Here is a 20797-nt window from a genome sequence, read left to right as displayed (position 1 = left end):
GGTGGGTCTGAGCTCGGGACGGACTCGGGCTCACTGCACCTCGGACGGAGTTCCCGCCCCCGCCGCAGGCCGGTCCGTGCCCGGCACGAACCCGGCTCACCGCACCTGGACCGCCGCCCCGCCGCCGCCGTGGGTGGGTCTGAGCTCGGGACGGACTCGGGCTCACTGCACCTCGGACCGCGTCCCCGCCGCCGCCGTAGGTCGGTCCGGGTACGGGACGGACCCGGGCTCACTGCACCTCGGACCGCCGTCCCCGCCACCGCCGTAGGTCGGTCCGAGTACGGGACGGACCTCGGCTCACTGCACCCGGGCCGCCGCCTCGGCCGCCGCGGGCAGCGCGGCCGCGATGTGCTCCATCGCCCGGTCGTCGTGCGCGGCGGAGACGAACCAGGCCTCGAACGCCGACGGCGGCAGATAGACCCCGCTGTCGAGCATCGAGTGGAAGAACGCGGCGAAGGGGGCGGTGTGCTGGGTGCGGGCCTCGTCGTAGTTGCGGACCTCGTCGGTGGTGAAGAAGATCGAGAACAGGTTGCCCGCGTGCTGCACCCGGTGACCGACGCCGGCTCCGGTCAGCGCCGCCGACGACAGCCGCGCGACCTCGGCGGCGGTGGCGTCCAGGTGGGCGTAGACGTCGGCGTCCAGTTGCCGCAACGTCGCCACCCCGGCCGCCGTCGCCACCGGGTTCCCCGACAGCGTCCCCGCCTGGTAGACCGGCCCGACCGGCGCCAGCAGCTCCATCACGTCGGAGCGGCCGCCGAACGCCCCCACCGGGAGTCCACCGCCGATGACCTTGCCGAACGTCATCAGGTCCGGCGCCCACCCCTCGACGGCACCGTCCAGTCCGTACATTCCGCTGCGCGACAGCCGGAAACCGGTCATCACCTCGTCGCTGATCAGCAGCGCCCCGTGCGCGCGGGTGAGCCGCGACAGCGTCGCGTTGAACCCCGGGAGCGGCGGCACCACGCCCATGTTGGCCGCGGCCGCCTCGGTGATCACGCACGCGATCCGGTCACCGTGCTCGGCGAACGCCGCCTCCAGCGCGGGGACGTCGTTGTAGGGCAGCACGAGGACGTCCGCGGTGGTGCTGGCCGGCACGCCCGCGGAGTCCGGCAGCGCCAGGGTGGCCACCCCCGACCCGGCGGAGGCGAGCAGCGCGTCGACGTGACCGTGGTAGCAACCGGCGAACTTCACCACGACGGTGCGGCCGGTGAATCCACGGGCCAGCCGGATGGCCGACATGGTGGCCTCGGTGCCCGACGACACCAGCCGCACCTCGTCGACGGGCATCCGCGCCACGATCTCCTCGCCCAGCTCGACCTCGCCCGCGCCGGGGGTGCCGAACGAGAGTCCACGCCCCACGGCGCTGTTCACCGCGTCGATGACGGCGGGGTGCCGGTGGCCGAGGATCATGGGCCCCCACGACCCCACGAGGTCGACGTAGGAGTTGCCGTCCGCGTCGGTGATCCAGGCGCCCTGTCCACTGCGCATGAAGCGGGGGGTGCCGCCGACCGAGCGGAACGCCCGGACCGGGGAGTTCACGCCGCCGGGGGTGACCGCGAGCGCGCGGGCGAACAGCGCCTCGCTCTCGGTGGTGGGGCGGGTGGTGCCGGTCGGTGCGGTCATCGCGGGAGCTTTCCAGGAGTGGGGAACGGGTGCGGCAGGGCGGTGGTCTCAGGCGTCACGGATCCACTCCGCGACCTCGAGAGCCCAGTAGGTCAGCGTGATGTCGGCGCCGGCTCGCTTGATGCCGGTGAGCGACTCGAGCACGGCGCGGCGGCGGTCGATCCAGCCGTTGGCCGCGGCCGCCTCGATCATCGCGTACTCACCCGAGACCTGGTACGCGGCGACCGGGACCGGCGACATCCGGGCGGCGTCGGCGAGCACGTCCAGGAACGCCATCGCCGGCTTCACCATGACCAGGTCCGCCCCCTCGGCGAGGTCCAGCGCGATCTCGCGGGAACCCTCGCGGCGGTTGGCGACGTCCTGCTGGTAGCTGAGCCGGTCACCGGTGAGGGCGGAGTCGACCGCCTCGCGGAACGGCCCGTAGAAGGCGGAGGCGTACTTGGCGGCGTAGCCGAGGATCGCGGTGTCGCTGGAACCGTTGCGGTCCAGCGCTTCCCGCACCGCCCCGACCTGGCCGTCCATCATCCCGGACGTACCCACGATGTCCGCGCCCGCGTCGGCCTGGCACACGCCCATGTCCTGGTAGCGCACCAGGGTCCGGTCGTTGTCGATGGTCCCGTCGGCGGCGAGGACACCGCAGTGCCCGTGGTCGGTGAACTCGTCCAGGCACAGATCCGACATCACCACCAGGTCGGAGCCGACCTCGGACTTCACGTCACGCAGGGCGACGTTGAGGATGCCGTCCGGGTCGGTGGCGCCGGATCCTTCGGCGTCCCGGACGGCCGGCACCCCGAAGAGCATCACACCACCGATGCCGGCGGTCGCCGCGTCGGCCGCCACCTGCTTCAGCGAGTCCCGGGTGTGCTGCCGCACGCCGGGCATCGACGAAATCGCCGCGGGTTCGGTGAGTCCCTCCCTGATGAACACGGGGAGTACGAGATCGGCGGCGTGCAGACGGTTCTCGCGGACCAGGCGGCGCATCGCCGGGGTGCGACGCAGCCGCCGCGGACGGGCGTTCGGGAGGTAGGGCAGCGGGTCGGTCATCGGGGGCTCGTTCCTCGGCAGATGGTGGTGGGGGCGGACAGCGACGGCGGACGGCCGGGTCACGGTGGTGCGGGATCGACGGCGAGCGCCCGCCGCAGAGCGGTCAACAGGCCCGTCGGGGTGGGGTCGTCGGCCACGGCGTCCACCCGGAGACCGACGGCCACGGCGCCGGCGGCGGTGGTGGCCCCGATCGCGACCATCCGGATCCGATCCGCCGGGCGCAGCTCGGCGACCGCCCGGGCGAGTGAGGGGGAGGTCAGCAGCACCGCGTCGTAGGCACCGTCGCGCAGGTCCGTGGTCACCGCCGCGGACGCCGGCAGCGGTCGTGGGGCGTACGCGGCGACCCGGTCGACGCGGTATCCCTTGGCGGTCAATCCGTCGGACAGCACGGTCAGGCCGATCTCCGACGACGGCAGCAGCACCCGCCGGTTGCCGGTCGCGTGCGGCCACAGGTCGACGAGGACGGCGGCGGTCCCGCCGTGGGCGGGGCGGAGGTCGACGGGGATTCCGGCCGACCGCAGCGCCGCGGCGGTGGCCGCGCCGACCGCGGCCACCCGGGTGTCGGCGGGCACGGCCACGGCCAGCTCCGCCATCCGGCGGGCCACGGCCGCGGCGCCGTGCGCGGAGGCGAACCCGACCCAGTCGTACTCGCCGGCCGCCAGCGCGAGGACGGCGGCATCGAAACCGGCTTCGTCGGTGGGTGGTCCGATGGTCAGCAGGGCCACCGGCTCGGGGGCCAGCCCGGCGTCGGCGAGGAGCGTGGCCAGGGCCCCGCCCGCACCCTCGGCCCGGGGGACGAGGACCCGACGCACGGCGGACGGCACGTTCACGACCGGGCCGCTCCGAGGAGCTCGGCGGCGCCGCGGCTGATCAGGTCGGCCGCCAGGGCGGCGCCGACCGCAGCCGCGTCGTCCACGGGACCGGTGCGTTGCGCCCGGATCTCGCGGCGGCCGTCGACGCCGATGACCGCTCCGTCGAGGGTCACCTCGTCGTCGCGGACGCGGCCCAGGGCGGCCACCGGCGCACTGCAGCCGGCCTCGAGGGCCGCCAGCAGGGCACGTTCGGCCAGTGCGGCGGCGCGGGTGTCGCGGTCGTCGACCGAGGCGAGGGCATCGGTGAACCACTCGTCGTCGTCGCGGCACTCCACGGCCAGCGCGCCCTGCGCCGGCGCGGGCAGGAAGTCGCCGCCGTCGAACAGCTCGGTGATCTGGTGGTGCCGGTCCAGCCGTTCCAGGCCGGCCCGCGCCAGCACCACGGCGTCCAACGCCCCCGACGCCACGAGACCGAGCCGGGTGTCGACGTTCCCGCGGATCGGCGTCACCGCGAGGTCGGGGCGCAACCGGCGCAGCTGCGCGACCCGGCGCGGCGACCCGGTGCCGACGGTCGCGCCGTCGGGCAGGTCGACCAGCCGCATGCCGTCCCGTGCGCACAGCGCGTCGAACGGGTTGGCCCGCGGCGGTACGGCCACCAGCCGGATGCCGTCCGCCGGCGCCGTCGGCAGATCCTTGTAGGAGTGCACGATGACGTCGACGCGGCCGTCGAGCAGCGCGGTCCGCACCGCGGTGACGAACACCCCGGTGCCACCGATGGTCGCCAGCGGAGCGCTGTTGACATCACCCTCGGTCTTGATCAGCACCAGCTCGCATTCCACGCCGGCGGCGGCCAGCCGCTCGGCGACGTGACCGGACTGGGTGGTGGCCAGCGCGCTGCCGCGCGTCCCGAGCCGCAGCACCCGGCTCATGCGACGACGTCGACCGAGCCCGCGATCCCGGACGCGACGAGCCGGTCGGGGCTGACCGCCAGACCGTCCCAGTCGGCGGCCGAGTCGACCGCGCTGGTGGTCGGCTGCGGACCGCGGAGGTTGCGACAGCAGTTGCGGCCGCACAGGTCCGGCGACGGGCCGGCCGCGGTCACCGCGACCTTGGGCAGCGAGGGATCGAGCCGCTCGGCGATCAGGTCCACCAGAGCGGCGACGAACCGCGGGTCGACTCCCGGGGTGGCCACGCGGGCGAAGAACAGGTCGTGCCGGCCGGCGGTCTCCCTGGCCTCGTTGTCCAGGTCCCAGACGACCTCGACGTGATCGGAGATGAAACCGATCGGCACCACGATCACGCCACGGCGGCCGGCGCCGGCGAGGGTGTCGATGACGTCGTTGATGTCGGGCTCCAGCCACGGCATCTGCGGCGGCCCGGAGCGCGACTGGTAGGCGAGCTGCCAGTTCACCGGGGGCAACCCACGCGCCGTCAGGTCGTCGATCACCACACCGCAGGCGGCGAGGTGCTGGCTGACGTAGTTGCCGGGGGCGGGGGTGCCCTCCGGGCCCGACGACAGCGCCATCACGTCGGGGATCGAGTGCGTGGTGAAGACGATCTCCACGTCGGACGGCGCCAGGCCGGCGTCCAGTGCCGCGCTCACCGCGGCCGCGGTGCCGTCGGCGAACGGTGCCAGGAAGCCGGGGTGGTTGTAGTAGTGCCGGATCTTGTCGATGCGCATCGCGCCGACGAGATCGGTGGCCAGCAGTGCCTTTCCGAAGTCCTCCCGGTACTGCCGGCATCCGGAGTAGGACGAGTAGGCTGACGTCGCCAGGCCCAGCAGCCGGTCCTGTCCGGCGGCGTGCGCCTCGGTGAGGACCTCGGCGACGAAGGGCTGCCAGTTGCGGTTGCCCCAGAGGACCGGCAGGTCGATGCCGCGGCGGGCCAGCTCGGCCGACAGTGCGTCGCGCAGGGCGCGGTTCTGGTCGTTGATCGGGGAGACGCCGCCGAGGGCGAGGTAGTGGTGTGACACCTCGACGAGGCGCTCCTCGGGGATGCCGCGGCCGCGGGTCACGTTGCGCAGGAACGGCATCACGTCGTCCGGGCCCTCGGGCCCACCGAAACCGGCCAGCAGCACCGCGTCCCAACCGGGGGTGGTGACGTCGCTCATCGGAGCACCTCGACCGCGCCGTTGCTGTCGACGAACCGGCCGGTGAAGAACGGGACCTCCTCGCGCACGTGCATTCTCGCCTGGGACGCGCGCAGATGGCGCATCAGGTCGACGATGTCGTGGAGTTCGACGGCCTCCAGCGCCAGGATCCACTCGTAGTCGCCCAGCGCGAAGGCGGCCACGGTGTTGGAGAGGACCTGGTCGTACTCGCGTCCCATCACGCCGTGCTCGACGAGCATGGAACGGCGCTCCTGGTCGGGCAGCAGGTACCAGTCGTAGGACCGCACGAACGGATAGACCGCGACCCAGCCGCGCGCCTCCATTCCGGCGAGGAAGGCGGGCACGTGCCCCTTGTTGAACTCGGCGGGTCGGTGCAGCCCGACCGCCGACCACGCCGGGGTGGTGGCGCGCCCGACCGCGGTCCGGCGGAGTTTGCGGGTGGCGAGCTGGAGGGCCTCGGCGGTCCCTGCGTGCCACCAGATCATCAGGTCGGCGTCGGACCGCAACGCGGAGACGTCGTAGAAGCCGCGGACGACGATGTCCTCGGCGGCCAGTTCGGCCACCAGGGCGTCCAGTTCGGCGGTGGCCTCCTCGCCGCTGACGTCGAGGTCGGCGACGCGGGTGAGGACGTGCCAACCGGTGTAGCGGATCTGCTCGTTGATCTGGCGGGCGGTGACGCGGGTCGGCGCGTGGCCCGCCGCGGGGGCGTCGCCGCCCGTGGGGGCGGCCGGGGCCTGGGGAGTGCTGGTCATGGGTCCATCCTCTCTCACCGGAGGCCCTGCCCGTGGGTGGCCGATCGCACACCGAGGACGCCGTCCAACCGGCGCGCGGTGGTGCGGGCGTGGCCCACGACCGCGGCGAGTCCGGTGCCGGCGACCCAGCCGCCGGTGACCGCCACCCCGGCGGGCAGTGCGGGCGGACCGGACGCGGCGGCCCCGCCGACCGGCCAGCGGTCGAGCCGCCAGTCGACCAGGGCGTCGAGGTCCAGCGCGACGCCCAGCAGATCCGCGGCGTCGTGCAGCGCCAGCCGGGGGAACGCCGCCACGCCGGGAAGCTCGCCGTCGCCGACGCGGCCGTAGGACAGCCGCAGCACGTGGCGGCCCGGGCCGGCCGCGGCGGCGAGCCACTCCCACTTGGCCGTCGCATGGGTCATCGCCTTCGCGCCGACCTCCCGGACGTCGGAGGCGACGAGCACCCCGGTACCGATCGGAGCGGCGTCCAGGGCGGGGCAGTCGACGACGAGGGTGCACAGCAGCACCTCCCCGGTCGCCGGCGCCTCGACCGGCCGGTCGAGCAGCCGACCGCCGACCGTCGCGGGGACGGCGAGCACGACGGCGTCGGCGGGTGTGGCGCCGTCCCGGGTGTGCAGGACCCATTTGTCGCCGTTCGGCTGCAGCGACGTCACCGGGCTGTCGGTGCGCACCGTGCCGCCCGCGGTCCGCACGCCGGCCACCAGTGCCTCGACGAGGGTGTACATCCCGCCGGCCAGTCCGGCCACCTGGGCGCCGGGAGCGGCGGCACCGCCGCGGATCTCGGCCGCGGCAGCGGTCAGCGTGCGATGCCGGGCGAGCGCGTCCCGGGCCCGCGGGGCGAGCCGTTCCAGGGGGAGTTCAGTGGGGGGAGTCGAGTAGACGCCGCCGATCACGGGCTCGACCAGACGATCGAGCACCCGGCGGCCCAGGCGACGGCGGACGGCCGTTCCGACGGATCCGCCGGCTCCGACGCGCCGGGGCAGCACCCGGTCGGCGGCGGCGCGGAGCACCCCCGGCCAGCCGATCACCCGGCGCAGGTCGGGTGCGCCGAGCCGGGACGGGATGCCGAGCCACCCGCCGCCGGGCAGGGGGGCGGCGCCCGAGCGGTGCCGCACCCAGGCCGGCGTCGGCCGCGGCGTGACCGTCGCTCCGGTCAGGCCGAGGTCGTCGATCAACGTCGCCACGGTGCCCCCGGCCAGCGCGTACGACTCCGCGCCGACGTCGACGACCAGGCCACCGACCCGGGCGCGGGACACCGTGCCGCCCGGTGCCGGGCCGGCTTCCAGCACCGTGACGCGGTGACCGGCGCGGGCCAGCTCCCACGCGGCGGTCAGGCCGCCCATACCGCCGCCGACCACCACCACCGCTGCCGGCGGGGTGCTCACGGCTGGTCGTGCACGAAGGCCACCAGTTCGGTCAGCACGTCCGGGTCGGTGTCCGGCGGCACCCCGTGCCCCAGGTTGACGATGTGGCCGGGCGCGCTGTCGCCCTCGCGGAGCACGTCGAGGGTGTGCCGGTGCAGGGCCTCGCGGCCGGCGAACAGGGCGGCCGGATCGATGTTGCCCTGCAGCGGAGTGGTCCCGCCGAGCCGGGCGTTGGCCACGCTCAACGGGATCCGGTGGTCGACGCCGATGACGGTGGCGCCGGCGTCGCGCATCGCCGGCAGCAGCTCGCCGGTGCCGACCCCGAAGTGGATCCGCGGGACCGGCAGGTCGGCGACCGCGCTGAGCACGGTCGCGGAATGGGACGCGACGTGCTCGGTGTAGTTGGCTAGTGACAGGCCCCCGGCCCAGGAGTCGAACAGCTGCACCGCCGATGCGCCGGCGAGCACCTGGGCCCGGAGGAAGGCCGCAGTGGTGCGTGCCACCCAGCCGGCGAGTTCGGACCAGGCTGCCGGCTCGGCGTACATCATCGCCTTGGTGACCAGGTGCTCCCGCGACGGTCCGCCCTCCACCAGGTAGGACGCCAGTGTGAACGGAGCCCCGGCGAAACCGAGCAGCGGCGTCGCTCCCAGTTCGGCGGTGCAGATCCGGATCGCGTCCTCGACGGGGGCGAGAGCGGCCGGGTCGAGTTCGGGCAGTGCGCGGATGTCGCCGACCGTCCGGATCGGACGTGCCACGACGGGTCCGACACCGGGCACGATCTCGACGTCGATCCCGGCGAGCTTGAGCGGCACCACGATGTCGCTGAAGAGCACCGCGGCGTCCACCCCGTGCCGGCGGATCGGCTGCAGGGTGATCTCGGCGGCCAGTTCCGGCATCAGACAGGAGTCCAGCATCGCCACGCCGCGGCGGACCTCCCGGTACTCCGGCAGGGACCGGCCGGCCTGCCGCATGAACCAGACGGGCCGCGGGCCCGACCGCTCGCCGCGACACGCCAGCGCGAGACGGGAGTCGCCGGTGTCGGAGACGTTGATCGGATGGTCCGCGGGCAGCAGCGAGGTGAGTGTCATGGCCGTCCCATTGTTCCAGGTGTGCCGTTCCGGCGACGCCCGGTGACCGCACCCCGGGCCGCCGGTCGGATGCGCCGTCATGGATCGCGTCTACCCCGTCACACTGCGGTCCGCCGGGACGAATCCGCAGGTCGGACGCCTGTCAGGTTAGGGTCGCCTTAGTGGAGGACGTCCGGTTGCGTCGCTACGATCGCTGATGTGCTCATGCTCCTCGGTGTTTCCCACCACGATCTGGAGCTGACCGATCTGCAACGCCTCTCCGCCGGTGCGGAGAGCATCGCCGAGACCCTGATCGCCGCGGGCCCCGTCACGGGTGGCCCGACCGACGGGACCGACGGTGCTCCCGACGGCCCGATCCGCGGCGCGATCGCGTTGGCGACCTGCAACCGCGTCGAGATCTACGTCGACGCCCGCCGGTTCCACGACGCCGTCGACACCGTCGCGGCGGCACTGGCCGACGCCGCCGGGATGTCGGTCGACGCCGTGGCCGCCCAGCTCAAGGTGCGCGTCGGTGCGCCGGTGGCGGCGCACCTGTTCGCCGTCGCCGCCGGTCTGGACTCGATGGTCGTCGGTGAGGCCGAGATCTCCGGTCAGGTCTCGCGGTCGCTGCGCCGCGCCCAACAGCAGGCCACCGTCTCGCCGGTGTTGAACCAGCTGTTCCAGCGCGCGTCGCGGACGGCCAAGCTCGTGCAGTCGCGCACCCGGCTCGGCGCCGCCGGTCGTTCGGTGGCCTCGGTGGCCCTCGACGTGGTCGAGGCCGCCGAAGGCGCATTGGCGGGCCGGACCGTCCTGATCGTCGGCACCGGTTCCTACGCGCGCGTGGTGGCCAGTGCCCTGCGTGCCCGGGGCTGCACGGACCTGCAGGTCTACTCGCCCAGTGGCCGTGCCGAGGCCTTCGCGGCGACCCACGGCGCGCACCCCGTCACCGTCGACGAGCTGCCGACGGCGCTGAAGGAGATCGACCTGCTGGTCGCCTGCAGTGGGACGACGGGCGGCGCGCTGACCGCCGGGATGATGCACGACAGCGGCCGCGACCGACCCCTCACCGTCGTCGACCTGGCGTTGCGCTCCGACCTCGGCGAGGACGTCCGGGCGCTGCCGTCGGTGCAGGTCGTGGACCTGCACACGGTGGCCGCCAACGCACCGGGGGAGCAGCTCGACGCCCTCACCGAGGCGCAGGACCTGGTCATCGCCGCCGTCGCCGAGTTCGAGGACAGCCAGGCCGTGCGTGCGCTCGATCCGGCCGTGGTCGCGCTGCGATCGCACGTGACCGGGGTCGTCGCCAAGGAAATGGAACGCCTCCGCGTCCGGTTCGACGACGACGTGGCCGCCGAGCTCGAGCAGGCGCTGCACCGGGTGACCCGGTCGATGTTGCACACCCCGACGCTGCGCGCGCAGGAGCTGGCGCGCTCGGGGAACGGCGCCGGTTACGTCGCCGCGCTGCACACCCTGTTCGGCATCGAGCTCACCCCCGGTACGGACTGACCGCCGGTCGGGCGGTGTCGGTGGTGGCTGGCAGGATCGTCGCATGGCCCCGAACCCGTCCCTCGTGCTCGTCTCCGGCGAGGAGTCGCTGCTGGTGGACCGCGCCGTCACCGCCGCCGTCCACTGGGTCCTGAAGGTCGAACCGGAGGCCGAGCGCCGGGAGTCCACGGTCACCGACCTGACGCCGATGTCGTTCTCGGACATGGTGGCGCCCAGTCTGTTCGCCGAGCCGCGGGTGGTCGTGCTGCGCAACGCGCACGAGGCCGGTAAGGAGATGGCCGGTGCCATCGTGGGGTACCTCACCGAGCCGGTCGACGGGGTGACGCTGGTCGTCCAGCACGCCGGTGGTGCCCGCAACAAGGCGCTCACCGACGCGCTGGTCAAGGCCGGCGCGACGGTCGTCGCGTGCAGCAGGATCACCAAGCCCGCCGAGCGGTCGGACTTCGTGAGGTCCGAGATCCGGTCGGCCGGCGGCACCACCAGCCCGGACGCGATCGCGGCGTTGATCGACGCGGTCGGCAACGACCTGCGGGAGTTGGCCGGCGCGGCCCATCAGCTGGTGTCCGACACCGGCGGGCTGGTCGACGAGGCGTCGGTGCGTCGCTACCACCGTGGGCGGGCCGAGGTCACCGGGTTCACCGTGGCCGACAAGGCCATCGCCGGCGACGTCGCCGGGGCGCTCGAGGCCGCGCGGTGGGCCACCCAGGTGGGAGTGGCGCAGGTGCTCGTGGCCGACGCGCTCGCCGACGGCGTCCGTACGGTCGCCCGGGTGGCGGGCTCCGGGCGGGTCGGCAGTTCCTACCAGCTGGCGTCCCAGTTGGGCATGCCGCCGTGGAAGATCGAGCGCGCCCAGTCAGCCGCCCGGCACTGGGCCCCGGCCGGCCTGGCGTGGGCGGTCGCGGTCACCGCCCGGCTGAACGGCGAGGTCAAGGGATTGGCCGCCGACCCGGACTACGCCATCGAAAAAGCCATTCTGGACATCGGCCGCGCCCGCCGGATGCGCTGACCCCGCGGTCGGCCCGCGCCGGTCATGGTGTGGGGCAGCGCAGCGGGCGCGCCATCGGGGTGAGCGGGCCGCACCCGAAGGCGGGACGGCCCCGGACACACGTCGAGGGCGGTACCGGTGGTGTCCGGTACCGCCCTCGACGGTGGAGTGGATCGGAGCGGAAGCGCTCGACGACCCGGGCGTCGCCGCCGGTGTTACAGGGACTTGACCCGCTGCGCCATGGCCGACTTGCGGTTGGCGGCCTGATTGGCGTGGATGACGCCCTTCGAGGCGGCCTTGTCGAGGTTGCGCGAGGCGATGACGAGCTCGCGCTCGGCGGTCACCTTGTCGCCGGCGTCAGCGGCGGAGCGGAAGCGGCGCACGGCCGTCTTCAGCGCCGACTTGACCGACTTGTTGCGCAGACGCGCCTTCTCGTTGGTCTTGATGCGCTTGATCTGGGACTTGATGTTCGCCACGCGGATGTCAGCCTTTGTGTCAGGTGGAGCGGGATATGAGGACTGCTGTTCAGGTCTGTGTCGGTGCGCGAGGTGCAGGCGGCAGCCAGCTCAACGCACAAGTGACCAGACTACCAGCCGTGCAGTCGCCGCCTCAAATCGTCGCGCCCGGCCGGCTGCGCACCGTGTCGAGGGCCTGGTGGCGGCCCTCGCCCGCGGCGCCGGCGGGTCACGGCCCCGGACGGTGGATCGCCCGGGGCGCCGGCCGTGCTCAGCAGGGCAGGTCGTGCGCGGTGAGCCGTGACCGGGGGGCACCGGACCGGACGGTGGATCGCCCGGGGTGCCGGCCGTGCTCAGCAGGGCAGGTCCTCCGCGGTGACGTCCCCGGCGGCCGCGAGGGCCGCCACCACCCACGCGACCACGGACGGCCGGCGCGCCATGTCCTCGTGCCGGACCACCAGCCCCGGACACCGCTGATCCACGACCACCGACCGCACCCGGTCGGGCGGTCCGATCGGCAGTTGACTCTCCCACGGTGTGACCACGGCGTCGGTGGACGTCACGACCACCGCGTAGCGGACGGTGCCGTCGAGGTCGCCGCCCGCGGCGAGGTCGGTCAGCAGCGCCGAACCCGCAGCCTGGTCGGCGCACGCCGGGCACACCGCCGCCGGCACGGCCGCGACCAGTGGCGAGGTCGTCCCGTGGAAACTCGGCGCGACGAGCACCGCGGTGCGCACCAGACCGGCGACGCCTTCGAGGCGCAGCGCCGTCCGCAGCACGAGCCCACCCTGGCTGAAGCCGACGACGTCGACCGCGGCGGCACCGGAGGTCTCGACGACCCGGCGGATGACCGCCCCCGCCAACGCGGCGGAGTCGCGCACCGGGGCGGTCCCGCCGCGCCCGTAGTCGACTCCCCAGACGCACCGGCCCGCGGTGCGCAACGCGGGGACCAGCACCGGGAAGTCGACGGCGATGGTCGAGAGGGTGCCGTGCAGCAGCACCACCGGCGGCGCGGATGACGTGCACGTCGCATCGTTGACCCCGGCGACGCCCACCGGCCCGAGGTCCACCGCCGCGGGCTCCCGGGACGCCGTCGTGGACGCCGGGGTGGCGACGGTCGGGATGGACGACGCGGTGGTCGGGGTCACTGCCGGCGTGGAGCGGGTGGAGGTCGGGCGCGGCGTCGTGCCGGGTGTCGGCGGCTCCGCGGGGACGGAGTCGCGGACGGACGATCCGGCCCCGGACGATCCCGTCGACGTCACGGACGTCCCCGGCCCGGTCGCCGCGGCCGACCCCGACGGCGCCGCCGACAGCTGCGACTCCGTCGGCACGGGCGCCGTGTCCGGGGCCGCGGTGCATCCGGCGATCAGCACCGCCAGCACGACGGCGACTCCGGGTCGTAGCCTCGTGGTGCGGCGGCGACCGGAGCGGTCGACGCCGGCCGCGGTGCCGTGCGTGGCCCGGGAGCGAGGACGATCCCGTCCGAGGAGGAACATGCATCCCATGGTGCCGGTCGCCGGCCTGACCGCGACGTTGGCCGTCCCGGGGGTGCTGCACTTCGTGCACCCGGCGCCGTTCGTCGCCATCGTCCCGCGTCCGCTGCCCCGGCCGGAGCTGCTGGTCGCCCTCAGTGGCGTCGCCGAGCTGGCCTGTGCGGCGCTGGTCGCCCATCCCCGGACCCGCCACGTCGGCGGGCCTGCCGCCGCCGCCCTGTTCGTCGCGGTGTTCCCCGCGAACGTGTCGATGGCCCTGCGGTCCCGCCGCTCGCCGGGGTGGCGCCGCACCGTCGCCTGGGTGCGGCTGCCGCTGCAGGTGCCCCTCGTCGCGTGGGCCCTGCGGGTCGCGAAGCTCTGAGTCCGGCGCACGGTGCCCGACTCCCACCGCCGTCCGTGGGACGATGGACGCTGCGGCGCACCCGAACGGTGCCGCACCGCGTGACCCGCCGGACCGGGCGGACCGCCATCCCTGGAGCAGAAAGACGGAAGTGACTCAAGCATCGCGTGCGCACAGCACCTTCACCGCGCCTGAGCGCATCCGGAACTTCTGCATCATCGCGCACATCGACCACGGCAAGTCCACGCTGGCCGACCGCATGCTGCAGTTGACCGGCGTCGTCGACGCCCGTGCCGCCCGGCCCCAGTACCTGGACCGGATGGACATCGAGCGGGAGCGCGGCATCACCATCAAGTCCCAGAACGTCCGGCTGCCGTGGGCGGTCACCAACGACGCCGGCGTCAGCGAGGAGTTCATCCTCCACCTGATCGACACTCCCGGCCACGTCGACTTCACCTACGAGGTCAGCCGCTCGCTGGCGGCCTGCGAGGGTGCGGTGCTGCTGGTCGACGCCGCCCAGGGCATCGAGGCGCAGACGCTGGCCAACCTGTACCTGGCGATGGAGAACAACCTCACCGTCATCCCGGTGCTGAACAAGATCGACCTGCCCGCCGCCCAGCCCGAGCGCTACGCCGAGGAGATCGCCCACATCATCGGCTGTGAGCCCGGTGACGTGCTGCGCGTGTCCGGCAAGACCGGGATGGGTGTCAAGGAGCTGCTGGACAAGGTCGTCGCCGAGATCCCGGCCCCTACCGGGGTCGCCGACGGTCCGGCGCGGGCGATGATCTTCGACTCGGTGTACGACATCTACCGCGGCGTCATCACCTACGTCCGCGTCGTCGACGGCCGGATCTCGCCGCGCGAGCGCATCCAGATGATGAGCAGCAAGGCCACCCACGATCTGCTCGAGGTGGGGGTCATCTCCCCGGAACCGGTGCCCACCAAGGGACTCGGGGTCGGTGAGGTCGGCTACATCATCACCGGCGTCAAGGACGTGCGGCAGTCCCGGGTCGGTGACACCATCACCTCGGCGGCCAGGGGCGCCACCGAATCGCTCGGTGGCTACCGCGACCCGCAGCCGATGGTGTTCTCCGGCCTGTTCCCGCTGGACGGCTCGGACTTCCCGTTGCTGCGCGACGCGCTGGACAAGCTCCGGCTCAACGACGCCGCCCTGACCTATGAGCCCGAGTCGTCCACCGCGCTCGGTTTCGGTTACCGGTGCGGCTATCTCGGCCTGCTGCACCTGGAGATCACCCGGGACCGCCTGGAGCGGGAATTCGGCCTGGACCTCATCTCGACCGCACCCAGCGTGGTCTACAAGGTCACCATGGACACCGGCGCCGAGCACGTCGTCACCAACCCCAGCGATTGGCCCACGGGCAAGATCGCCGAGGTGCAGGAGCCGATCGTGCGCTGCACGATCATCTCTCCGAGTGAGTACATCGGCCCGATCATGGAGCTCTGCCAGGGACGCCGCGGCAGCCTGCTGGGGATGGACTACCTGTCCGAGACGCGGGTCGAGCTGCGCTACACGATGCCCCTGGGCGAGATCATCTTCGATTTCTTCGACGCCCTGAAATCCCGGACCCGCGGCTACGCGTCGCTGGACTACGAGGAGATCGGTACGGCCGCAGGTGATCTCGTCAAGGTCGACATCCTGCTGCAGGGTGAGCCGGTGGACGCCTTCTCGGCCATCGTGCACAAGGAGTCGGCGTACGGCTACGGCGTCTCGATGACGGAGAAGCTGCAGAAGCTGATCCCGCGTCAGCAGTTCGAGGTGCCCATCCAGGCCGCCATCGGCGCCCGGGTGATCGCCCGCGAGAGCATCCGCGCGATGCGCAAGGACGTCCTCGCCAAGTGCTACGGCGGTGACATCACCCGCAAGCGCAAGCTGCTGGAGAAGCAGAAGGAGGGCAAGAAGCGGATGAAGATGGTGGGTCGGGTCGAGGTCCCGCAGGAAGCCTTCATCGCCGCGCTGTCCACCGATGCGCCCACCGGCAAGGAAGCGAAGAAGTAGCGTGCCGGCCGTGATCGACGCCGTCGAGTCCTGGATCGTGCTGCTGCCGTTGCCGATCCAGATCCTGCTGCTGCTCGCGGTGTTCCTGCCGCTGTGCTGGCTGGCGGCGCGGGCCGTGGATCCGGTCGTCGAGTGGGTGCTGCGGCCGCACACCGCCCGCAGCCGGCGGCGTGAGGACGTCGACCGGTGAGCCGGCCGCTGCCCCAGCAGACGCGGATCCTGATGAGCGTCGTGCTGGTCGCGATGCTGGTGCTGGTGCTGGTCGTGGCCGCGCTGTCCTGAACCAGCCCCCGGTCAGGGACGGAAGCGGTCGTCCAGCCACTCCAGCGTGCGCTCGAGCAGGGCCTGTCCGTCGGCGCCGTCGAGGTCGAACTGGAATTCGTGCGGCAGCTTCGGTACGTGGTCGTCGGGGTAGAAGTGGGCCTCCACGGGGACGCCCAGAGCGGCCAGACGGTCGGCGAACGGCCGGGACTGGTACCGCGTGAGCGGGTCCCCGTTACCGCCGGCGATCAGGGTCGGCGGGAACTGCGCCGTCACCGCGTCGGCGGCGGTCATCGAGGTCAGGGCGGCGTTGTCGACGGGTGACCGGACCCCGGTGTAGGCCCAGATGACCTGGCCGACCGCCCAGCCGATCGCTCCGGGGGCGTGCACCAGGCCGGCCAGGTCGTACACCCCGCAGTGCAGCAGCATGCCTCGCAGCTGCGCCGGCTCCAGCGCCGGGCGCACGCCGGCCAGGGCGGCGAACGCGGGATTGGTGACCAGCGCGGCGCTCTCGGTGGCCAGCTGGGCGCCGGCCGAGTCGCCGGCCAGCACGATCCGTCGCGGATCCAGGCCCAGTTCGTCGGCGTGCTCGACGAGATGGGCCAAGGCGGCGTCGATCTGGCGCAACGCCGTCGGGTGGACGGCCTTCGGGCCCCGGGTGTACTCGACCGACACGGTCACGACATCGGCGCGGGCGGCGATGATCTCGAGGTACGGGTCGACGTGGGATCCGTGCCCGCTGACCCACCCACCGCCGTGCACCCACACCAGCACCGGCGACGCCGCGGGCACCTCGGCCCGGCGGTGCACCGTGAGGGTCGCGTCCGGGTCGCCCGGGCGGTAGGGGATGCCGGTCCGGCTGACCACCCCGGCGGGCACGTGGCGGCGCATCCTCGTCGCCATCGCGGCGCCGGCCCGCTCGAAGGCGACCCGGATCAGCGCCGTGGCCCACCTCGGTGACGTGTTCACCGCCACCAGCGTCGACCCCGTCAGCGCCGCGAGCCCGCCGACCGCCCACCACGCCGTCCGCGCACCTGTGCCCACCGCCGTACCTCCTCCGCGAGATCCTGTCGCCGTGCCGGGCGGCCGGACCGTCCGCGACGGTGCCGCACACTGGACAGGTGCCCTCCACCTTGCCCGACGGCGACCCGGTCCCGGCCGACGGGTCTCTCCCGGACCAGGCCGCGGCCGGCCGCGACGCCCGCACGCTGAGCTTCTACGTCCACGTGCCGTTCTGCGCCACCCGGTGCGGCTACTGCGACTTCAACACCTACACGGCCGGCGAGCTCGGCACCTCGGGGGCGTCGGCCGCCGACACCTGGCTCGACGCCGCCCTCGCCGAGATCGACCTCGCCGCGAAGGTCCTCGACGACCCGAGGCCGGTGTCGACGGTGTTCGTCGGCGGCGGCACCCCGTCGCTGATGGGGGCCGGTCCGCTGGGTGCGGTGCTGGCCCGGATCGAGGACCGCTTCGGTCTGACCGCCGACGTCGAGGTCACCACCGAGGCCAACCCCGAGTCGACCGACCGCGCGCTGCTGGACGGCCTGCGCGAGGCCGGTTACAACCGGATCAGCCTGGGCCTGCAGTCCACCTCGACCCGGGTGCTGCAGGTGCTCGAACGCCGGCACACCCCGGGACTGGCCTTCGACGTGATCGCCCAGGCCCGGGCCGCCGGGTTCGAGCACCTCAACCTCGATCTCATCTACGGCACCCCGGGGGAGACCGCCGACGACTTCGCCGCCTCGCTCGCGGCGGTCACCGCGTCCGGCGTGGACCACGTGAGCGCCTACTCGCTGATCGTCGAGCCCGGGACCCGGCTGGCGCGCCAGGTGCGGACCGGGCTGCTGCCGATGCCCGACGACGACGTCCTCGCCGACCGTTACCTGCAGGCCGAGGAGGCACTGGGCGCCGCCGGCTTCGACTGGTACGAGGTCAGCAACTGGGCCCGGACGGACTCCGCGCGCTGCCGGCACAACCTGGCCTACTGGACCGGCGGCGACTGGTGGGGCGTCGGCCCCGGCGCCCACAGTCACGTCGGCGGCGTCCGCTGGTGGAACGTCAAACACCCCGCCCGGTACGCCGCCGCGCTGGCCGACGGCCGCTCACCCGGGCACGCCCGCGAGGTGCTGTCGGTGGACTCGCGGGAGCTGGAGGACGTCCTGCTGCGGTTGCGGCTGGTCGAGGGACTGGCCCTGGACGCGCTGCCCGACGCCGGCCGCGCCGAGGCCGGGGCCGCTGTCGCCGAGGGGCTGCTCGACCCGTCCGCCCACGGGGCGGGACGGGCCGTGCTGACCCTTCGCGGCCGGCTGCTCGCCGACGGGCTGGCCCTGCGGCTGCTGGGCTGACCCGCGGCGTCGCAGCGCGGCACAGTCCCGCAGCGACGCCGCGTAGTACAGACCCGTGCGACGCCGCGTAGTACAGACCCGTGCGACGCCGCGTAGTACAGACCCGTGCGACGCCGCGTAGTACAGACCCGTGCGACGCCGCGCGGCACAGACCGGACCCGGTGGGTTCCCGGGCGACACAGCAAGCCAGGGAGCTGTCACACTCTGTGACGAACCGTCGGCTCGCCTCCGGACCGGCGCGGGGTCCTGCAACGAGACGGGTGCGCTGTGGAGCTGATCATCGCGGTACTGATCCTGCTGCTGTTCGCGGTCACGGTGGGGAAGTTGAGCGGCCGCCTCCTCGGTGTGCGGCTCGGCAAGATCCGCGGCGTGGTCGCCGGCATCCTCGGCTGGTTCGTCGGCGTGCTCGCCGCGGTGGCCGTCCTCGGTGAACGCGGCATCGACGGCACCGGGTACGACCTGAACGTCGAGACGACCCCGGAGATCGTCGCGCTGATCGCGATCATCATCTTCTTCGGGGTGCTCGCGGCGATGCCGATCGCGATCGTCCTGGAGCTGCTCACCCGGCGGGAGAAGCCGGCGGGCCGGCGTCGGCGCCGCTGGCTCCGTCCGATCCGGACGCTCCGGGCCGCCTTCACCCCGTACGGCCGGCTCCGCGAGGTGGTGGGGCACGCCCGCCGGGCCAACCTGCTGCACCTGCGGTTCGCCTCCCGGGCGGCGCTGGAGTCCCCGGAGCTGTCCCAGCGGTTGAAGGCGGTGCTGGAGAACTCCGGCGGGATGCTCGTCAAGTTCGGCCAGATCGCCTCCACCCGGACCGACATCCTGCCCGGCACCCTGACCGACGAGCTGTCGTCACTGCGCGGTGACGTCCGTCCGGTGCCGCCCGAGGGCGTACGTCAGGTGCTCGAGTCCGAGCTCGGCGAGGCGGTGGAGAGCGCGTTCGCGAGCTTCGAGTGGGAACCCCTCGCGGCGGCGTCCATCGGGCAGACCCACCGCGCCGTGCTCCGGGACGGCACGCCGGTCGTGGTCAAGGTGCAGCGGCCCGGGATCGGCGACATCGTCGCCCGCGACGCCGCGGTGCTGCGGTTGGCCGCGCGCCAGGTGGAGCGGCGGGTCAGCGCCGCCCGGTCACTGGGGCTGCGGGGGCTGTGCGAGGAACTCATCACCGGCATCCAGGCGGAGCTGGACTACCAGGTCGAGGCCAGCGTGGGGTCGCGACTGCGCGCCCAGCGGGCCTCCGACGTCGGGATCGCGGTGCCCCGGGTGTACCCGGCGTTGTCCACCGACCGGCTGCTGGTCATGGAGGAGGTCAAGGGCCGGCCGGTGTCGGCGGCGCTGTCGGCGACCGCACCGGTGGCGCGGCACGAACTCGCCCGCCGCCTGCTGGCCAGCTTCATCGGCCAGATCCTGCAGGACGGGTTGTTTCATGCCGACCCGCACCCGGGCAACCTGCTGATGGACGCCGAGGGCACCATCTGGATGCTCGATTTCGGCTCCGTCGGACAGCTGGACTCGGTGGCGCTCGGCGGTCTGCGGTCCGTCGCCATCGGCATCGCCACCCACGACGCCGCCGTGCTGGCCCGGGCCACCCGCGAGCTCGCCGGCAACGACCTGTCGGTCGACCTGCGCAGCCTGGAGAGTGACCTGGCCGGCTCGCTGGCCCAGCTCGACGCGGGCGGCGGCGTGGACCCGCAGATGCTCATGCAGGTGCTGCGTGTCATGCAGAAGCACGACATGCGGGTGCCGTCGTCGATCACGCTGCTCGCCCGGGCGCTGCTCACCCTGGAGGGCACCCTGACGATCCTGGAGCCGACGTTCAGCCTGGCCGAGGAGAGCCGCACCCTCATCGAGCAGTCCGGGAGTTCGGCGTTCGGTACGCCCAAGGAGATGCTCCAGCGGGAGGCGCTGCGGTCGCTGCCGGCGTTGCGGACGCTGCCCGAGCACGTCGAGGCGCTGGCCGGGCTGGCCCGCGCGGGCCGGCTGACGGTGCGGACCGACCGGTACTCCGGGCCCGACGGTGCGAAGGTCAACGGCTGGGTGGATCAGCTCGTGCTGACCGTGCTGGGCGGTTTCGGGGTGGTCGCGTCGGCGTTGCTGCTGATCGCGGGGGCGTCGGCCGGGGACGACCGGCTGCAGGCGATCATCTACATCCTGGGTTTCGGCGGTCTGACCGCCGCGTCGGTGCTGCTGCTGCGCAGCGCGGCGCGCGCGTTGCGCCGCGACTTCGGCCGGCTGGACTGAGCCGGTTCAGCCGGCGGTACCGCGCAGCTCGTCCAGGTCCAGCACCCGCACGTGGATGACGGTGCGCTGCTGCAGCGCCGCGCGCAGGGCCCGGTGCAGACCGTCCTCGAGGTAGAGCTCGTCCTGCCACTGGACCGCGTGCGGGAAGAGGTCGCCGTAGAAGGTCGAGTCGTCGTCGAGCAGGGTGTCCAGCCGGAGCTCGCGCTTGGTGGCCGTCAGATCCACCAGGCGGACCTGACGGGGCGGGATCCGCGCCCAGTCGCGGTTGGAGAACCCGTGGTCCGGATACGGCCGGCCGTCCCGCACGTCCTTGAAGATCATCCGGCGCCGGCCCTCCCGTTCGGTTCCCGCTCACCCTAGTCGGGCCCCCCGGGGCCGGTCG

At 73.4% G+C, this 20797-nt stretch carries 19 protein-coding genes; 7 read left to right on the top strand and 12 right to left on the bottom strand.

The annotated features are described in order from the left end of the window. Nucleotides 1–297: 297 nt before the first annotated feature. From hemL to hemE, 8 genes are read right to left on the bottom strand one after another with little or no spacing between them, the layout of a single operon-like run. On the bottom strand, nucleotides 298–1623 hold the full coding sequence (gene hemL / locus DB033_RS08295) for a glutamate-1-semialdehyde 2,1-aminomutase (RefSeq protein WP_111766267.1): 1326 nt from the start codon (nucleotides 1621–1623) through the stop codon (nucleotides 298–300). Between the two features lie 48 nt (nucleotides 1624–1671). Next, entirely contained in the window at nucleotides 1672–2667 is a 996-nt protein-coding gene (hemB, locus tag DB033_RS08290; protein ID WP_111766266.1) for a porphobilinogen synthase, read from the bottom strand. A 59-nt stretch (nucleotides 2668–2726) separates the two neighbouring features. Next, nucleotides 2727–3497 (bottom strand): uroporphyrinogen-III synthase, encoded by a 771-nt coding sequence (locus DB033_RS08285; RefSeq protein ID WP_111766265.1) that lies wholly within the window; start codon nucleotides 3495–3497, stop codon nucleotides 2727–2729. Continuing rightward, nucleotides 3494–4408, bottom strand: a complete 915-nt coding sequence (hemC, locus tag DB033_RS08280; protein WP_111766264.1) for a hydroxymethylbilane synthase — start codon at nucleotides 4406–4408, stop codon at nucleotides 3494–3496. The genes DB033_RS08285 and hemC overlap by 4 nt, the downstream gene beginning before the upstream one ends. After that, nucleotides 4405–5589: a ferrochelatase gene (locus tag DB033_RS08275; protein ID WP_111766263.1), complete on the bottom strand. Its 1185-nt coding sequence runs from the start codon at nucleotides 5587–5589 to the stop codon at nucleotides 4405–4407. The genes hemC and DB033_RS08275 overlap by 4 nt, the downstream gene beginning before the upstream one ends. Continuing rightward, nucleotides 5586–6341, bottom strand: coding sequence for a hydrogen peroxide-dependent heme synthase (hemQ, locus tag DB033_RS08270; RefSeq protein WP_111766262.1), 756 nt, complete (start codon nucleotides 6339–6341; stop codon nucleotides 5586–5588). The genes DB033_RS08275 and hemQ overlap by 4 nt, the downstream gene beginning before the upstream one ends. 14 nt (nucleotides 6342–6355) lie before the next feature. After that, on the bottom strand, nucleotides 6356–7726 hold the full coding sequence (locus tag DB033_RS08265) for a protoporphyrinogen/coproporphyrinogen oxidase (RefSeq protein ID WP_205843723.1): 1371 nt from the start codon (nucleotides 7724–7726) through the stop codon (nucleotides 6356–6358). After that, a complete protein-coding gene (gene hemE / locus DB033_RS08260) occupies nucleotides 7723–8793 on the bottom strand; it encodes a uroporphyrinogen decarboxylase (RefSeq protein WP_205843722.1) in 1071 nt (356 codons plus the stop codon). Before hemE ends, DB033_RS08265 begins: the two co-directional genes overlap by 4 nt. Before the next feature lie 204 nt (nucleotides 8794–8997). Here hemE and DB033_RS08255 point away from each other — a divergent pair, with 204 nt between their 5' ends. Both DB033_RS08255 and holA read left to right on the top strand, forming a co-directional pair. Next, nucleotides 8998–10278: a glutamyl-tRNA reductase gene (locus tag DB033_RS08255; protein ID WP_240615880.1), complete on the top strand. Its 1281-nt coding sequence runs from the start codon at nucleotides 8998–9000 to the stop codon at nucleotides 10276–10278. A 43-nt stretch (nucleotides 10279–10321) separates the two neighbouring features. Beyond that, entirely contained in the window at nucleotides 10322–11284 is a 963-nt protein-coding gene (gene holA, locus DB033_RS08250; RefSeq protein ID WP_111766259.1) for a DNA polymerase III subunit delta, read from the top strand. 194 nt (nucleotides 11285–11478) lie between these two features. On the opposite strand, the gene rpsT is transcribed toward holA, so the two are convergent. Beyond that, complete coding sequence (gene rpsT, locus DB033_RS08245; RefSeq protein WP_111766258.1) at nucleotides 11479–11739, bottom strand: 30S ribosomal protein S20; 261 nt, start codon at nucleotides 11737–11739, stop codon at nucleotides 11479–11481. A gap of 332 nt (nucleotides 11740–12071) precedes the next feature. Next, nucleotides 12072–12866: an esterase/lipase family protein gene (locus tag DB033_RS08240; protein ID WP_157970577.1), complete on the bottom strand. Its 795-nt coding sequence runs from the start codon at nucleotides 12864–12866 to the stop codon at nucleotides 12072–12074. Nucleotides 12867–13212: 346 nt separating this feature from the next. Between DB033_RS08240 and DB033_RS08235 the strand changes: the two genes are divergently transcribed. From DB033_RS08235 to DB033_RS08225, 3 genes are read left to right on the top strand one after another with little or no spacing between them, the layout of a single operon-like run. Further along, on the top strand, nucleotides 13213–13572 hold the full coding sequence (locus tag DB033_RS08235; RefSeq protein ID WP_205843721.1) for a DoxX family protein: 360 nt from the start codon (nucleotides 13213–13215) through the stop codon (nucleotides 13570–13572). 43 nt (nucleotides 13573–13615) lie between these two features. Next, on the top strand, nucleotides 13616–15568 hold the full coding sequence (gene lepA, locus DB033_RS08230) for a translation elongation factor 4 (RefSeq protein ID WP_111766256.1): 1953 nt from the start codon (nucleotides 13616–13618) through the stop codon (nucleotides 15566–15568). Between the two features lie 10 nt (nucleotides 15569–15578). Continuing rightward, nucleotides 15579–15758 (top strand): hypothetical protein, encoded by a 180-nt coding sequence (locus DB033_RS08225; RefSeq protein WP_157970576.1) that lies wholly within the window; start codon nucleotides 15579–15581, stop codon nucleotides 15756–15758. 104 nt (nucleotides 15759–15862) lie between these two features. On the opposite strand, the gene DB033_RS08220 is transcribed toward DB033_RS08225, so the two are convergent. Further along, complete coding sequence (locus DB033_RS08220) at nucleotides 15863–16873, bottom strand: alpha/beta hydrolase (RefSeq protein WP_111766254.1); 1011 nt, start codon at nucleotides 16871–16873, stop codon at nucleotides 15863–15865. A gap of 77 nt (nucleotides 16874–16950) precedes the next feature. Here DB033_RS08220 and hemW point away from each other — a divergent pair, with 77 nt between their 5' ends. After that, nucleotides 16951–18174 (top strand): radical SAM family heme chaperone HemW, encoded by a 1224-nt coding sequence (hemW, locus tag DB033_RS08215; protein WP_111766253.1) that lies wholly within the window; start codon nucleotides 16951–16953, stop codon nucleotides 18172–18174. A 267-nt stretch (nucleotides 18175–18441) separates the two neighbouring features. Then, nucleotides 18442–20415 carry an ABC1 kinase family protein gene (locus DB033_RS08210; protein WP_111766252.1) on the top strand — a complete coding sequence of 658 codons (1974 nt, stop codon included), beginning with the start codon at nucleotides 18442–18444 and terminating at the stop codon, nucleotides 20413–20415. A gap of 6 nt (nucleotides 20416–20421) precedes the next feature. Here the strand turns inward: DB033_RS08210 and DB033_RS08205 are convergent, their stop codons facing one another. After that, on the bottom strand, nucleotides 20422–20736 hold the full coding sequence (locus DB033_RS08205; protein ID WP_111766251.1) for a type II toxin-antitoxin system VapB family antitoxin: 315 nt from the start codon (nucleotides 20734–20736) through the stop codon (nucleotides 20422–20424). Between the last annotated feature and the right edge of the window lie 61 nt (nucleotides 20737–20797).

The organism is Nakamurella deserti, from assembly GCF_003260015.1.
Classification (GTDB): domain Bacteria; phylum Actinomycetota; class Actinomycetes; order Mycobacteriales; family Nakamurellaceae; genus Nakamurella; species Nakamurella deserti.
The sequence above is the reverse complement of the archived record's forward strand: the minus strand, read 5'-3'. Positions and strand labels throughout refer to the sequence as shown.